This is a genomic window from Afifella sp. IM 167 (genome assembly GCF_020144925.1).
Taxonomy (GTDB): Bacteria; Pseudomonadota; Alphaproteobacteria; order Rhizobiales; family Afifellaceae; genus Afifella.
Map to the genome: position 1 here is coordinate 316931 of NZ_NSLC01000001.1, position 15224 is coordinate 332154.

At 67.6% G+C, this 15224-nt stretch carries 13 protein-coding genes; 9 read left to right on the plus strand and 4 right to left on the minus strand.

Annotation, left to right across the window (positions count from 1 at the left end; all coding sequences use genetic code 11):
• Nucleotide 1: 1 nt before the first annotated feature.
• The 8 genes from CLD20_RS01585 (at nt 2) to tcuB (ending at nt 9201) form a co-directional block, all read left to right on the plus strand.
• Nucleotides 2-958 carry a D-isomer specific 2-hydroxyacid dehydrogenase family protein gene (locus CLD20_RS01585; RefSeq protein WP_224404837.1) on the plus strand — a complete coding sequence of 319 codons (957 nt, stop codon included), beginning with the start codon at nt 2-4 and terminating at the stop codon, nt 956-958.
• Nucleotides 955-2016, plus strand: a complete 1062-nt coding sequence (locus CLD20_RS01590) for an ABC transporter ATP-binding protein (RefSeq protein ID WP_224404838.1) — start codon at nt 955-957, stop codon at nt 2014-2016. Before CLD20_RS01585 ends, CLD20_RS01590 begins: the two co-directional genes overlap by 4 nt.
• Before the next feature lie 80 nt (nt 2017-2096).
• Nucleotides 2097-2882, plus strand: a complete 786-nt coding sequence (locus tag CLD20_RS01595) for an SDR family oxidoreductase (RefSeq protein WP_224404839.1) — start codon at nt 2097-2099, stop codon at nt 2880-2882.
• A 298-nt stretch (nt 2883-3180) separates the two neighbouring features.
• A complete protein-coding gene (locus CLD20_RS01600) occupies nt 3181-4530 on the plus strand; it encodes a nitroreductase family protein (protein WP_224404840.1) in 1350 nt (449 codons plus the stop codon).
• Between the two features lie 579 nt (nt 4531-5109).
• Complete coding sequence (locus CLD20_RS01605) at nt 5110-5802, plus strand: GntR family transcriptional regulator (protein ID WP_224404841.1); 693 nt, start codon at nt 5110-5112, stop codon at nt 5800-5802.
• Between the two features lie 76 nt (nt 5803-5878).
• A complete protein-coding gene (locus CLD20_RS01610) occupies nt 5879-6553 on the plus strand; it encodes a GntR family transcriptional regulator (RefSeq protein WP_224404842.1) in 675 nt (224 codons plus the stop codon).
• A 124-nt stretch (nt 6554-6677) separates the two neighbouring features.
• Nucleotides 6678-8087 (plus strand): FAD-dependent tricarballylate dehydrogenase TcuA, encoded by a 1410-nt coding sequence (gene tcuA / locus CLD20_RS01615; RefSeq protein ID WP_224404843.1) that lies wholly within the window; start codon nt 6678-6680, stop codon nt 8085-8087.
• Nucleotides 8074-9201, plus strand: a complete 1128-nt coding sequence (gene tcuB / locus CLD20_RS01620) for a tricarballylate utilization 4Fe-4S protein TcuB (RefSeq protein WP_224404844.1) — start codon at nt 8074-8076, stop codon at nt 9199-9201. Before tcuA ends, tcuB begins: the two co-directional genes overlap by 14 nt.
• Here tcuB and CLD20_RS01625 read toward each other — a convergent pair.
• From CLD20_RS01625 to CLD20_RS20340, 3 genes are all read right to left on the minus strand, one after another.
• On the minus strand, nt 9198-9752 hold the full coding sequence (locus tag CLD20_RS01625; RefSeq protein ID WP_224404845.1) for a hypothetical protein: 555 nt from the start codon (nt 9750-9752) through the stop codon (nt 9198-9200). The two genes, tcuB and CLD20_RS01625, sit on opposite strands and share 4 nt — an antisense overlap.
• A 99-nt stretch (nt 9753-9851) precedes the next feature.
• The gene (locus tag CLD20_RS01630; RefSeq protein ID WP_224404846.1) at nt 9852-12176 is read right to left on the minus strand and encodes a DUF3604 domain-containing protein; all 2325 of its coding nucleotides are present in this window, start codon (nt 12174-12176) and stop codon (nt 9852-9854) included.
• Nucleotides 12177-12265: 89 nt separating this feature from the next.
• Nucleotides 12266-13015: a GntR family transcriptional regulator gene (locus CLD20_RS20340; protein WP_224404847.1), complete on the minus strand. Its 750-nt coding sequence runs from the start codon at nt 13013-13015 to the stop codon at nt 12266-12268.
• Between the two features lie 390 nt (nt 13016-13405).
• On the opposite strand from CLD20_RS20340, the gene CLD20_RS01640 reads away from it, so the two are divergent.
• On the plus strand, nt 13406-14209 hold the full coding sequence (locus CLD20_RS01640) for a DUF1206 domain-containing protein (protein ID WP_224405045.1): 804 nt from the start codon (nt 13406-13408) through the stop codon (nt 14207-14209).
• 46 nt (nt 14210-14255) lie between these two features.
• On the opposite strand, the gene CLD20_RS01645 is transcribed toward CLD20_RS01640, so the two are convergent.
• Entirely contained in the window at nt 14256-15137 is an 882-nt protein-coding gene (locus CLD20_RS01645) for a LysR family transcriptional regulator (protein WP_224404848.1), read from the minus strand.
• Between the last annotated feature and the right edge of the window lie 87 nt (nt 15138-15224).

The following is a 15224-nucleotide window of genomic DNA, read 5'->3' on the forward strand; positions in this document are numbered from 1 at the left end:
GATGAAAATACTGAAGACTGCCCCCGGCCTGGATCCGCACGGCCAGCTCGCCCAGGCACTGGGGCCGGAGCACACCGTCGCGGAAGCCGATTTCGGCAAGCCGCTGGAGGCGCAGGTCGCCGATGTCGACGTATTCCTGACGCGCGACGTGCCGATCACCGACAAGGTGATCGATGCGGCGCCGAAGCTGCGCCTCGTCCAGCGCTACGGGCACCATGTGGTGAACGTCTGCGTCGAGCATGCCGCCAGCCGTGGTGTCCCGGTCGCATCCATTCCCTCCAGCGTCTCCGGTTCCAATATCGCCGTCGCCGAACACGCATTCTTCCTGATGATGGCGCTCGCCAAGCGGCTCGTGGAAAGCGACCGGGCGCTTGCGGCAAACCGGCTCGGCCGGCCGGAAACGACGATTCTGTCGGGCAAGGTTCTCGGCCTGGTGGGCATCGGCGGCACGGGCGCCGAACTCGCCCGCATGGCGCGCGCTTTCGGCATGACCGTCATCGCCACCAAACGCGACCTGACCAATCTGGACGGGGCGGAACCGCACCTGGCCGAAACCATCCCGCTCGATCGGCGGGCCGAGCTCCTGGCGCGCGCCGATTACGTCTCGATCCACCTGCCGCTGAACGCCCACACGACCGGCTATGTCGATGCCGCCTTCCTGGAGCAGATGCGGCCCGAGGCCTTCCTCGTCAACATCGCCCGCGGGGAAGTCGTCGACCGCGACGCGCTCCTTGCAGCGCTCACCAGGGGCACCATCGCCGGCGCCGGCATCGACGTCTTCTGGGACGAGCAGAACTTCGACTTCGCCGCGTTCCGCGACGTCCCCAACCTGGTGGCGACCCCCCATATCGCCGGTGCCAGCGTCGACTGCCTGGCGCGCCTCGCCGAAGCGGCCGCGACGAACATACGGCTCGTCGGCGAGGGACGCCCTCCCCTTTACGAGGTGAATTCCGGATGATCACGGTCGCCAGTCTCGTCAAGCGCTACGGCTACGCCCCGCCCGTTCTCAAGGAGGTGTCGCTCGAAATCGCCGAGGGCGAGTTCTTCACCCTCCTCGGCCCGAGCGGATGCGGCAAGACCACCCTCCTGCGATGCATTGCCGGTCTGGAGAACGCCGAGGGCGGAAGCATACGGCTGGGCGAGACGACGGTGCTCGATGGCGCACGCGGCATCTTCGTGCCGCCCGAACGCCGCAACATCGGCATGGTCTTCCAGTCCTACGCGATCTGGCCGCATATGAGCGTGCTGGAGAATGTCGCCTTCCCCGCCCGCGTGCGGCGTCTTGCCGATCCGAAGAAGCTGGCCGAGGCCGCCCTCGAAATCGTCGAACTCGGCCATCTGAAGGATCGCGCGGCAACCCGCCTGAGCGGCGGCCAGCAGCAGCGCGTGGCGCTGGCGCGCGCCATCGTCGGCAAGCCGACCGTGCTCCTGCTCGACGAACCGCTGAGCAACCTCGACGCCTCGCTGCGCGACCAGATGCGCCGTGAGGTCCGCAAGCTCCAGCGCGAGCTTGGCATTACGGCGATCCTCGTCACCCACGATCAGACCGAGGCGCTCGCCATCTCCGACCGCATCGCCATCATCCGCGATGGCGTCATCGAGGAAGTGGGCGCGCCGGAATCGCTCTACCTCAAGCCGGCAAGCGCCTTCACCGCCGGTTTCCTCGGCGATTCCCTCGCCATTCCCTCCACCTACGAGACGGAGGGCGGCGAACCCCGGCTGGTGACGCCGCTCGGCACCTTCCCCGTTCCGGCCGAGGTGCAGGCGCGCGGCGGCACGCCCGGCGTCCATCTGAGGCCCGACCTGCTGCGGCTGCGTGCCGAGCGCATCGACAAGGGCCTGGAGGCGACGATCCTGGCGCGCCGTTTCGTCGGCAACGGGTTCGAATATGACATCAGGCCCCGTTCGGACGGGACCATGACGCTGCACCTCACCCAGCCGACGCAGGCCGAGCAATTCTCGACCGGGGACACGGTCTTCGTCGAGATCCCTGCCGACGCCTGGGTGATTGCCTGAACCATTCGCCTTGTCTCGGTCGCCGGCGCGCAACATGCGCGCGGTGACTGTTTCACGGCTCCACAAAGGAGGAATTTGTCTTGGATCTTGAGATTAAGGACCGCGTCGCTGTCGTTCTCGGTGCCGGGGGCGGGCTTGGAAGCGCCGTCGCATCGCGCCTGTCCGCCGAAGGCGCGCGGGTGGCGCTGTGCGACATCAACGAGGACGCCCTTGCGGCGACGGCGGCGGCGATACGCGAGGCAGGCGGCGAGGCCGAGACCTTCGTCTGGGATCTGGGCGAGTCGGACCGGGCCGCCGAGGTCATGGCGTCGATCAAGTCCGCGATGGGCCCCATCGACATCCTCTTCAACAATACCGGCGGCCCTCCGCCGACGCCCGTCGCCGGCCAGGACGCCGCTCTCTGGACGAAGTCCTTTTCCGCCATGGTCCTTTCGGTGATCCAGGCGACGGATGCCGTTCTGCCGGATATGCGCGCCCGCGGCTTCGGCCGCATCGTCACGAGCACCTCCTCCGGCGTGGTCGCGCCGATCCCCAATCTCGGCCTCTCCAACACGCTCCGCGCCTCGCTCGTGGCATGGTCGAAGACGCTCGCGCGCGAAGTCGGCGGGGACGGCATCACCGTCAACGTGGTGGTGCCGGGCCGCATCGGCACGGCGCGAACCGCCTTCCTCGATTCCAAGAAGGCGGAGCGCGAGGGGCGGTCGGTCGACGAGGTCTCCCGCGACAGCTGCGCCCTCATTCCGGTCGGCCGCTACGGCGATCCCGCCGAATACGCTTCCGTCGTCTCCTTCCTGGCAAGTGGCCTCGCCTCCTATGTGACGGGCAGCGTCGTGCGGGTCGACGGCGGCCTCCTGGCCAATATCTGAGGCGGCTCTTCGCTCTTTGACTTCTCAGCGCTCGCGCCCCTTCGGCGCGGGCGCCGCTCCCGCATCGGGCGAACCTCGCCGCCGGCCGGGCGGCGGATCGGAGCGATCCTTGAGCAGGCCGGCCGTTTCGTGACATGTGAGGAAGCTGCCGACGCCTTCCTGCGCCGGCCGGCGGAGGGCTGAAAGGCCCGCATCCGCGCTCCGCGCCTTGCGCCGCGATCAGCGCGCCTCGCCGCCATCCCCTGCCAGACCTTCGCGCCGGCCCCGCAAGCGCGAGCGTCAAACGAACGGAGCCGAATTGACCCGACCGCCATCAGAGCCCAGCGGATCCGCCGACGAACTCCTCCAGATGCTCGCCGCGCGCACCTCCTGCCGCATGTTCGACGGCTCCTCCATCGACCCCGAGACGCTGAAGGCGATCGTCAGGGACGGCACCGAGGCGCCCTCCTCCTGCAACCAGCAGCAATGGCATTTCATCGTCGTCACGGACCGTGAGAGGCTGGAAGAGGCGCGCGCCATCTCCGGCGGCAACCCGCATTTTTCCCAATGCAGCGCCCTCATCTTCATATGCTTCCAGAAGGGCTGGACGCACAACAACTACTCGGTGATGCAGTCGGTCGCCGCCGCCACCTACCACATGATCCTCTCCGCCCATCTGCGCGGCCTCGCCTCCATCTGGAACGGCGGCATCGGCGATACGGAAGCGCTGCGCGAGATGCTTCAGCTGCCCCAGACCTTCGACGTCATCGGTGCGCTCGCCATCGGGCGGGCCGCCGAAACGGCGCCGCGGCTGAAGGCGCCCCGACGGCCGGTCGAGGCCGTCATGTCTATGGAGACGTTCTCGCGCCCCGCCGAGATGGTCTATCCGGCAAAGCCCGCGCCCGCCTACCCGGCAAAGCGCATCACCAACACCGACAATCCCTTCGCCGAATGGGACCCGTCGAAATGGAGCTGGGCGCAGATCGGCGATTTCCGCGGCTATACGGTCTGGGCGAAATCCCCCATCGCCGGCGTCTTCGTCTCGCGCCGCAACGCCGAGGCGGGCGAGCGCGAGCTCGACCTCCTGCCGAAGCTTTCGCCGGGCGCGCGCGTCGCCGAAATCATGCCCTGGGGCGGCACCTCGACGGTCTGCCTGAAGAAGCGCCTGCCGGCGGGCGTCTTCCTCGACATCGCCGAATTGTCGGACGGAAACATCCGCTTCATCGAGGAGCGGCTGCGGCGCGAAGGCCTCTGGGACGACGAGACGCGTCTCGTGCGCTTTGCCGAGGGCCGTCTTCCCCATGAAGACGCCTCGCTCGACGCCGTCGTCCTGTCGCAGACGCTGGAGCACGTCCCCGACCGCAAGGGCGTCCTTGCCGAAATGCGCCGCGTCCTCAGGCCCGGCGGCGCCCTTCTCGTCAGCGCCCGCAACATGACCTCGCGCTACGGGCTCCAATGGCGCCGGCATGAATCGAAGGGCCAGGTGCCCCTGCAGGGCCCGTTCACCCCCATCGCCGTGCGCAAGCTGCGCGAGGAGATCGGCGAGGGTTTCGATATCGGGGAAGAGATCGGCATCGGGCTCGAAGCCGGCTACGACGCGGCGGTGAAGACCGGCTGCGCGGCCTATCGCTGCCGCCTCTATGCGATCAGGGCCGTGCCGAAACCATAGGCGCCAGGCCGCCCTTCCGGCCACCCCTTCCGCCACCGGCCGCCTCCGCCTCCGTACGAACCCTCGCCGCGGCGAGACCGAGGCCCGCATCGGCCCGGGCCCGGCCCCATGCGCGACCGCAAGGCGAATCAGGGGCCGCTGCGACGACGTTCCTCAACCTGAAGACGGCTCTTTCCACGCATCCGGTGTGTCCCGGATGCAACTTGCCGGTGCCGCCGCACTAGCGCGGGCGGCGCCGAAGCGAGCCTCGCCTCTGCGCACGGGGCGACCTGCCGGCGCGTTCGCCACCGCTTGAGCGTTTCGCTCCCGAGCCAATCTCTTGAGCTTTGTATTCTTTTACATAACTGTGTCTGTAACACCGGCCGGAAAAGGCACGGACGGGATGAGGGGAAGGCAGCAAAAACACATCCAGAACTGTCAACAGTTGACGGATCTGCCGGCGCTATGCGTTTCGCGGGGCGCGACGATCAGCTTTTGCTATCGCACGCGACGGAATGATATCAGGAGTTTACTTGGGCCCGCAGCGTCCAGCCGGCGGCGGTGGCGGCGCGGATGAGGGCGACGGGAGGCGAAAGCTCTATGGTGACACAGATCAGACCCACCTCGCTCGCGTCGGAGGCATTCGACCGGGTCGTGGCGGCCATCACTTCCGGCGAGTTCGAGCCCGGCGAGAAGCTGTCGGAGGCCGATCTCGCCCGCCGCCTCAACGTCAGCCGGGGTCCCGTGCGCGAGGCCCTGCAGCGCCTGGAGGGGCGGCTCGTCTCGCGCGTCCCGCATATCGGCGTGCGCGTCATCCAGTTCGGCAAGGAGGAGTTGAAGGAGCTCTTCTACCTGCGCGAGGCGATGGAGGGCATGGCCGCGCGCCTCGCCGCCACCAACGGCTCCGATCGCTGGCTGAAGAGCCTCGAGGAGCTGTTGGAAAAGCACCGAAGCGCCATCCGGAGCGGCGGCGGCCGCATTTACCGGCAGAAGAGCGCCGACGAGGACTTCCACTTCGCCATCGCCAATGCCTCCGGCTGCCGCAACATCAAGCGACTGCTCCTTGGCGAGGTCTATTATCAGCTGCGCATCCATCGCCTGCGCTCTTCCTCCCAGCCGGGCCGCGCCGAGGCCGCGCTGCAAGACCACCGGGAGATCCTCCAGCAGCTGAAGAATCGTGATCCGGAAGGCGCCGAGGCCGCGATGCGCCGGCATATCCAGGCCGCGCGCGAAAGCGCCATCGCAGCCCTGGAGAGCGCCGCCGCCACGCGCGAGCTCGCCGAGGTGAATTGAGAACTCCCGACAATTTTCCATGGCGGCGGGCGGCCGCCTTCCTGGGCAGGTATCTGCCTTTCAACATGAGGCAAATGTGACCGGAAAGATTTCGCGCAGCGAAGACGCCTATCAGAAGCTGAAATCCGCCATCCAGTCCGGCACCCTCGGGCCCGGCACCCGCATTCGCGAGATCGAGATCGCCGATCGCTTCAGCGTCAGCCGCACCCCTGCCCGCGAGGCGATCCGCCGGCTGGAATCGGAGGGCCTGATCTCGTTCGTGCCGCGGCAGGGCGCGATGGTCTCCCGTCTCGATCACCAGGAGACGATGGAGCTCTACGATCTGCGCGAGGTGCTGGAAGGCACGGCCGCCGGCTTTGCCGCGCGCCATGCCTCCGAGGCGGAGATCGAGGAGTTGAAGGAGATGGTCGCTTCCGAGGTCGAGATCCGCGACTCCCCCACAAAGCTCGCCGATCTCAACCGGCTCTTCCATTCCGTTCTCTACCGCGCCGCACACAACCGCTATCTGGAACGCTCGCTTCTCGGGCTGCGCGATTCCCTCACCCTTCTCGGCGGCACCAGCCTGCGTGTCGCAGGCCGCTATGAGACGGCGCATCGCGAGCACACGGCCATCATCGACGCGATCGCCGCGCGCGATCCGCAGACAGCCGAGGCTGCCGCCCGCGTGCACATCCACAATGCCCAGCGCGCCCGCCTCAAGCTGATGCGCGAGGACCTCTTGGCGGAGACCGCAACCGACAACCTGGCCTGAGGTGAACCCGCATTCGGGCCACCTCACGGCCTCGCGTCGAGCGCGCGCGAGGCCGCTGGCTTGACTTGGCTTTTTTCCTGTATACATCCGCATACATCGTAGAAACGTCAGAGACGCAGAGCCTTTGCCGGAGCCTTCAGAACTCTTCTCGCGTTCCTGGGACGTCCTTGTCGCCGGTGGCGGGAATGCGGCCCTTTGCGCCGCGATCGAAGCCGCATGGTCCGGCGCCAGCGTCCTCGTCGTCGAGGCCGCGCCGAAATTCTATCGGGGTGGCAACACCCGCCACACCCGCAACCTCCGCTGCGCCCATGACGAGGCCAACGAGGTCCTCACCGGGCCCTATCCGGAGGAGGAGCTGTGGGAGGATCTTCTGCGCGTCACCGGCGGCGAAACGGACGAGGAGCTCGCCCGCTTCACCATCGCCCGCTCCAAGGAGCTCTGGGACTACATGAACGCGCAGGGCGTGCGCTTCCAGCCCTCGATCGGCGGCACGCTCAGCCTCGGCCGCACCAACGCCTTCTTCCTCGGCGGCGGCAGGGCCATGCTGAACGCCCTTTATCGCCGCGCCGGCCGGCTGGGCGTCAAGGTGGTCTACGATGCCCCTCTGACCGGACTGGAGATCGAGGACGGCGTCTTCCGTTCCGCCACCGTCGCCCATGGCGGGCGCGATTACCGGGTGAAGGCGAAGGCCTTCGTCGGCGCGGCCGGCGGCTTTGAGGCCAATATCGAATGGCTGAAGGAGGCCTGGGGCCCGGAAGCGGAGAATTTCCTCATTCGCGGCACCGCCTATAACCGCGGCGCCGTTCTGCGGCTTCTCCTCGACGCCGGGGTGAAATCGATCGGCGATCCGCGCCAGTGCCACGCCGTCGCCATCGACGCCCGCGCCCCGAAATTCGACGGCGGCATCTCAACCCGGCTCGACTGCGTCGTCTTCGGCATCGTCGTCAACCGCGACGGTGAGCGCTTCTATGACGAGGGCGAGGATTTCTGGCCCAAGCGCTATGCCATCTGGGGCCGCCTCGTCGCCGCCCAGCCCGACCAGATCGCCTACGCCATCATCGACAGCCGCTCGATCGACCGGTTCATGCCGTCGATCTTCCCGCCCATCGAGGCAGGCTCTTTGGAAGAGCTGGCGGCAAAGCTCCAGCTCGACGCGGCAAGGCTTCGCGCCACGATCGAGACCTTCAACGGCGCGGTGAAGCCCGGCAGTTTCGATCCGGCCGCGCTGGACGATTGCCGCACCGAAGGGCTCTCGCCGGAGAAGACGCATTGGGCGCGGACCATTTCCGAGCCGCCCTACTACGCCTATCCGCTGCGGCCCGGCATCACCTTCACCTATCTCGGCGTGCGCGTGGACCGGAATGCCCGCATGATCATGGAGGGCAGCGCCCCCTCCCCCAACATGTTCGCCGCCGGCGAGATCATGGCCGGGAACGTGCTTGGCAAGGGCTACCTCGCCGGCATCGGCATGACCATCGGCGCCGTATTCGGCCGCGTCGCGGGCCGGGAAGCAGGACAACATGCACGCAACTGAGGATCTCGCCGAAGCCGACCGCCTGATGCGGATCTGCAATGCCTGCCGCTATTGCGAGGGGCTGTGCGCCGTCTTTCCGGCGATGGAGAAGCGCCGCTCCTTCGCGCAGGGAGACCTCAACTACCTCGCCAATCTCTGCCACCAGTGCGGCGCCTGCTACTTCGACTGCCAGTACGCCCCGCCGCACGAATTCGCCGTCAACGTGCCGAAGACCCTGTCGAAGGTGCGCTCAGGCTCCTACGGGCTCTATGCCTGGCCGCGGGCGCTGGCGCCGCTCTTCGAGCGCAACGGGCTCGCCATCGCCCTCGTCGCCGCGTTCTCCGTCGCCGCCTTCATCTTCGGCTTTGCGGCATGGACGGATGCGGGCGTGCTGTTTTCGGCCCATCACGGCGAAGGCGCCTTCTACCGGATCATGCCGCATGCGGCGATGGCATGGCTTTTCGGCGCGGCCTTCCTCTATGCCGTCGTGGCGTTGGTCATGGGCTTTCGCGCCTTCTGGGCCGATATCGGCGCCGGCGGCACTCGCCCGCAGGGCCTGTCGGTCTGGCAGGCGATCCGCGATGCCGGCCGGCTGCGCTATCTCGACGGCGGCGGCGTCGGCTGCATGAACGAGGACGAACAGCCGACGGATATGCGCCGCCACTACCACCACGCCACCTTCTACGGCTTCCTCGCCTGCTTCGCCTCCACCCTCACGGCGACCTTCTTCCACTATGCCTTCGGCTGGGAGGCGCCCTATTCCTGGTACAGCCTGCCGGTCGTCCTCGGCACCCTCGGCGGCATCGGCCTGGTGGTCGGGCCGCTCGGCCTGATGCGCGCCAAGAAGACGCGCGACAAGACGATGACCGACACCTCCCGTTTCGGCATGGATGTCGCCTTCCTGGCGATGCTCTTCGCCATCGGCGCGACCGGGCTCCTGCTGCTTTTCCTGCGTGCCACGCCGCTCATGGGCACGCTGCTCGCGGTCCATCTCGGCTTCGTCTTCGGCTTCTTCCTGACGATGCCCTACGGCAAGTTCGTCCACGGCCTCTACCGCTTCGGCGCGCTGGTGCGCTACGCCATGGAGGAGCGGCAGGGCTATCCGGTGCCGGCGCCCAAGCGCAGGGCCGCCTAGGCCGCTGCCCGGCTCTCTTCCTCCTCGGCGACCGCCTCTTCCGCCGAGTCGCGTTGCGGCGCGCGCCGCGCCTCCGCCCGCGCGCGGCGCGACAGTTTCGGGCGCCAGACCCCCAGCACGACATTGAAGACCGAGAGCGCCATGACGATCCACAGCGTCGCCCATTCATGCTCGATCGCCTTGGCGAGCAGCCCGGCCACAGGCTCGCCATCGGCAAGCCTGCGCGAGATGCTGGCGGCGTAGCCGGCATTCGCGCCGATGACGACGAGCACACCCTTGAACATCAGGATGCCGAAGGCCGCCTTCAGCAGCGCCCAGCCCTTGTCCTGATAGGGCCGGTGGACGGCCATCGACAGAAGACCGGAAACCAGTGCCACCGCCAGCGAGGGCAGAAGAATGTAGTCGCTGATGGCCGCGATCGCCTGCCTCAGATCGGCGTAGGTCTCGGCGCTCTCCTGCGGCGCATAGACGAGCAGGATCATGTAGCAGGCAAGACCGCCGATCAGCCCGCATGAGGCGAGGGAGTGAAGGACCTTCAGGAATTTGCGCATCTCTGGCAACCACCGCTTGTATCCGCCACGCGATCGCATCCACCGCACGATCGGGGGCGAGTGTAGCGCTGGCCGGGACGCTGGGTCCATCCGCCCGGCTCAGCGCCAGATATAGACGGGGCTCGTCCAGGCCCGCGTGCCGTCCTCCTGGGTGAGCCGGATATAAACGGCGTTGTCGCCCTCGGGCCGGAGCGGCACCTTCTTCGTGAAGGAAAGCCGGCGATGCGGGTTCTCTTCCGGCAGCCGGAAGACCTTCACGAAGCGCGGCAGCTCGCCGGAGTTGTCGAAGACACGGTCCTCGTAGCCGATCTCGGCGAGCGGCACCTCGAAGGAGACGAGGGGCGTCTTCAGGCTGAGGACACCCGCCTCGGCGCTCTCAAGGCTGACGTCGAAGCCGCCGAAATTGCCCGTCGTCAGCGCCTTCCAGAAGAGCCCGTCAGGGCCCTGTCGCTCCAGCGTCTTGTCGCGGTTGAGGAAGTTGACCGGGCGGGCGGAAAGGATGCGGTTGCCCTCGAACGTCGCCGTGCCGTCCCAGATCACCTCGCGGAAGCGGCCGCGATATTCCGCGCCCTCCCACAGAAGACGGATGCGCGCCCCGAGATCGGCGTCCGCGAAGGGGCGGATCGTCTCGACGAGCTCGGCGCCGTTGAAGATATCGACCCGCTCGATCGGCGAGCTGGCGAGGACGGAGACCGAAAGCTCCGCCTCGCCTTCGGGCAGGTGGACGAGGTCGCCCATCAGCGCCTCGCGCGCCGGCCTGCCCTCGGCGGCAACGAGGGCCGGGTCGTCGTGATAGAGCGTGCCGGTGGCCGAAAAGCGCGCCGCAAGGTCGATGACCGGCCGGCCGCCCGGCCCGCCCGTCGTGCCGTAATGGTGGCGCTTCCTGAGGCAGTCGAGGAGCGCGGGGCGCGACAGCTCCTCCATCAGGTAGCAGGTGAGCCCCCCGATGGCGCCGAACTTGCCGGCGCCGGGATAGCTCGCCCCCGGCCTTCCCTTGTGCCCGTCGGAGTTGGCGACGACGCCGACGCGGTAGCCGAACTTCAGCGCATCGGCGAGGAGCCACTCGAAGGTGCCCCAGGAGGAATGCACCTCCACCGACTTCTCGAAGCGCCCGTCATGGGCGAGCCCGATATCGGCGTAGCGCCCGCCGCAATGGGCAAAGCAGACGACGTCGAACTCGCCCGCCTCGGCGAAGGCCTCGAACAATTCGCCGGCCGTGGTGCAGTCGTATCCGGCGGTGGCGCGATCCTCGATGAGGGCGTGCGAGGAACGCCGGATGATCCGGTCCTCGGTGGGGAAGAAGACGTTGCGGTCCCCGCCGAGCGCCGTGTTGCCGGACCATTCGTAGCCCGGCAGGGCGACATAGCGGCCCGGCTCGTCGAATGCCTCGGTGATGCGGTTGAGCTCGTCCCAGAATGCGTCGCTGATCTGGAAGTCGTTGCCCTGGTGTCCGCAGACGTCAACGAAGGCGCGCTCGCGCGCGAAGGAAAAATACGCCCGCGCCGACCCCGTCCCGATCGTTTCTTCCGACTGGCCGTGGATATCGCCCCAGAAATGCACCAGCGACGTGTCCTCCACGACGAGCGGATTGGTCTCGGCGAGGACGTTGCCCGCCTCGTCCCGGAGGCGGACGGCCGCCTCGCCCGCTCTTGCGAGCGACAGCCCGCCGAACTCGAAAGCGAAGGGGCCGGGCCGCAGCTCGATCTTCTCCGGCAGGCCCTCGATCGGACCCACCGCCTCCACCTTCAGCCGCGCCTCGCAGCGGTCGGAGGGATTGCCCCATTTGTCCTCGCCCTTGACCTTGAGGGCGAACGTCTCGCCCACCCGCCGCCGCGTCGGCAGGACGGCGACATAGCGCTCCGGCCGGCCGGGCACGATGGAGATCATCGGCTGCTCGGGCAGGGTCTGGAAATTGAAGGTGGCGATCGGATCGACGAGGACGCGGAATTCGAACGTCTCCTCGCAGAAGGTCTGCAGGCGCATGCCCGGCCCGCCATGGTCGGTCACGCCGAAGCGGATGACGATCCGGTCGCCTTCCTTCAGGTAGCCCTTCACCACCTTGATCCACAGCGTGCGGTCCCAGGGCCGCACATTGCCTTTCGGATCCCATCTCAGCTGCAGGACGGCGCCGTTGGAGGCCTCCACCGTGCAGAAATTGGGCCCCGACGGATTGTCGAACTGCGGGTTGCCCTGGTCGGAGGCGAAGCGGAAGCAGACGCGCAGGCTGCCGGAATCGTCGATCCCGAAGGTGCCGGCCGTATAGGTCAGCATGAAGGAGGCGTAGGAGCCCGCCTCGAAGGCGCCGGTCGGCGCAATGCGCGCATGGCCGAGATCGCAGGCGGCGATCGGGGCGCGGATGACGCCGCTGTCCATATCCTCCCAGGGCCGGCGGCTTGGCCGCTTCTCGGCATTGTTCTCGTTCACGGGACTGACCTGTTCCTGGCTCTGGGCGGCGCCGAAGGCGCAGCCGGTTGGGTTTTCGGTCCGGGCAGACCGGGCTCACTTGAAGGCGTTCACCAGTGTCGTGGAGGCGCGATCTCCAGGACGCGGTCGCTCGGCGGCAGGAAGATGCGCTGCCAGGTCACCGGCGCGTCGCGGTAGCTCATGCCGCAGATCGACCAGACGATGCCGTACTGGCCGGCCGGCACGCCGATGAGCCGCGTCACGCGCGGCGGCAGCGCCTGGCACAGCATCGTCTGGCGGATGTTGAGCGTCGGCGCGTTGAAGCGCTCGGCGAGCATGTCGCGGATGGAGACGCCGTCGAGCATGGAGCCTTTCATGCGCGCGACCTCGCCGAAGCGGTCGGCCGGCAGGTAGACTTCGCTGAAGGCCTCGAATTCCCGGTTGACGGAGGCGATGCGGCGGATGCGCACGAAGCTCGTCCCGCAGAGAAAGGCCTGCCAGGGCCCGTTCTCCTCGGTCGTATCGATCTCCAGGATGTTGAAATAGACCGGCAGGAGCTGCGCGCCGCCCTCGGCGAGGAAGCGGAAATGCCTCAGATGCCGCTCCGGGGCGCGCGCTCCCGAGACGAAGGTGCCGCGACCGTGATGGCGCTCCACCACCCCTGTCTCGACGAGGTTGCGGAGCGCCCGCTGCACCGTCCCGAGGCTGGCACTCGTCTCGGCCGCGAGCTGCTCCTCGGAGGGAAGCTGGTCACCGGGCCGCCACTTGCCGATTTCGATCTCCGACAGGAGACGTTCGGAGATGAGCCGGTGCTTGGCCTTGCCCTCCCGGGTCTCGGGACTGTCGCTCTTGTCCGTCACGCGCCCTCCAGAAAATGCCCGTCAGGGGGAATTGGGCGATGAAAGCTGACGCAAGCCGCAAGGGTCGTCAACTCCTATAGAGGAGAATGGATTTCGTCGGAGCAGCGAGCCGAAGAATTCAGCTGCCCTTCGGCCCTATCACGACAGAAAGCCCCTCATCTCGCTGAAAGCCCAAGCAATGCACCCGGCGTACGTGTCCCTGCCGCCCTTCTCGCTTTTGCAGCCACTCTCTAGAGAGGCGTGACCGGAAGAATATTCATATAGAGGACTTGGGGAAGCGGGATCGCCGAGCGATGTTCCCCGCGGAGTGCGGAACTGCTTTCGCCGGAGCGGCGTTGCAGGCGGGTACAACCGGGGAGCCGCGTCATCGCCACGACACCTTCGCAATCGCTGAGATGGGGAGCCCGCGCCGGATATGCCGCGCGAGGCATGGTCTATCTCATCGTCGGCGGCTTCGCCGTCCTCGCCGCCATCGGCTCCACCGATGCGCAGGACACGCAGGGCGCGCTGAAGCAGCTCTTCCACCAGCCGCTCGGCGGGGTGCTTCTCGCCATCGTGGGGCTCGGCCTTCTCGCCTTTGCCCTTTGGCGCTTCGCCCAGGCGCTCGGCGATGTGGACAATCACGGCCTCGACGCCAAGGGGCTTCTCATCCGCTTCAGCCTCTTCTGCAGCGGGCTCATCCATCTGGCGCTCGCCGTCTTCGCCGCCACCATCGTGGTCACCCTCGACACCTCCAGCGGCGGGGGCGGCTCCGATCCGACGAGCGGCTGGCTCGGCTGGCTTTTCGGCCAGGGCTGGGGCCGCTGGGTGGCGCTTGCCCTCTCGCTCGTGCCGGTCGGCATCGGCATCGCCCATATCGTCAAGGGCTGGAAGGCCGGCTACGATAAATATCTGCGCCTCGACGATTCCGCCTCACGGCTGGTGCGGCCGATCTGCTCCTTCGGGTTGATCGCCCGCGGCGCGATCTTCATCGTCATCGGCATCCTCGCCTTCTATGGCGGCGGCATCTACGACGCGCAAAGCGCGCCGGGCCTGGAGGACGCGCTCAGCTACATCCAGGACCTGCCCTTCGGCGCCATCCTCCTCTTCGTCACCGCCATCGGGCTCGTCGCCTTCGCCGCCTATTGCTTCATCGAGGCCGCCTTCCGCCGCATTGCGGTAGAGGAGATCGTGCCGGCGAACGACTTCGGCTGAGACGCTGGCCCGCTGGGCGCCCGCGGCTTGACCTACGAGCGCTGACCTACGAGGGCTGGTGATGCGCCGCCTTCTCGAAGGCGTCGCCGACGATGCGCGCCACCGGCCGGTCGGCGAGCGAGGCATGCATCAGGAAGCCGATGGTGCGGAACAGCGGCGGATCGCCGAATTCGAGCGTGCGCACGGAAGGGTCGTCGCCGCCCTCCGCCACCGCCGGAATGATCGAGACGCCGAAGCCGAGGCTGACGAGAAGCCGGATGGCGTCGATCGACTGCAGTTCTGCCGTGGTGGTCGGTTCCAGCTGCATTTCGCGCAGGCGCCGGTCGATGAGCGGCGCCACCCAGGCGGAGCGGTTGAAGCGGATGTAGGGCTGCACGGCGAACAGCGAGACGAGATCGGCCTCGCGCGATGTGCCGGGGGCGATGACGACGATCTTCTGCCGCTTGATCTCCCGCCAGACGAGACCCGGCCGCATTTCGGCCGGCTTGTGGATGAGCGCGGCATCGAGTTCCCCGTGCTCCACCGCGGCCGCCAGATCGCCCGAGAGCGCCGAGATCACCGTCACGGTGGGCGCCGCCGTGCCGCGGTTGCGCAGCGCCATCAGCCCGGCCGGAAGCAGGTTGGTCAAAACGGTCGGGATGACCCCGATCCTGAGCGCCCCGCCATAGGCGTATTCCTCCGACAGCGCCTCGCGCATGGCGTCGTACTCGGCGACGACCTTGCGCGCATGGGCGAGCACCACCCGTCCCGCCTCCGTCAGCCGTGGCGGCCGGTGCGAGCGGTCGAACAGCGTCACGCCGAGACTCTCCTCGAAGCTGGTCACCTGCATGCTGATCGCGGACTGGGTGATATTGAGCCGGCTAGCCGCCGCCGCAAAGGAGCCGTGATCGGCGATCGCCTGCACCGCCCGGCACCGCCTGACCGACATGTCCGCCTCCTAACTTCAACTAACCTGAATCTAACACCAAGTTTTTGCACTTCCAAGGCGGAGGCTGGGCTTGTTAGCATCAAAATC

Excerpts from the sequence above, each read along its gene's own strand:
- CLD20_RS01585 (WP_224404837.1), top strand. The coding sequence starts at position 2 with ATGAAAATACTGAAGACTGCCCCCGGCCTGGATCCGCACGGCCAGCTC.
- CLD20_RS01590 (WP_224404838.1), top strand. The coding sequence starts at position 955 with ATGATCACGGTCGCCAGTCTCGTCAAGCGCTACGGCTACGCCCCGCCC.
- CLD20_RS01605 (WP_224404841.1), top strand. The coding sequence starts at position 5,110 with ATGGTGACACAGATCAGACCCACCTCGCTCGCGTCGGAGGCATTCGAC.
- tcuB (WP_224404844.1), top strand. The coding sequence starts at position 8,074 with ATGCACGCAACTGAGGATCTCGCCGAAGCCGACCGCCTGATGCGGATC.
- CLD20_RS01625 (WP_224404845.1), bottom strand. The coding sequence starts at position 9,752 with ATGCGCAAATTCCTGAAGGTCCTTCACTCCCTCGCCTCATGCGGGCTG.
- CLD20_RS01645 (WP_224404848.1), bottom strand. The coding sequence starts at position 15,137 with ATGTCGGTCAGGCGGTGCCGGGCGGTGCAGGCGATCGCCGATCACGGC.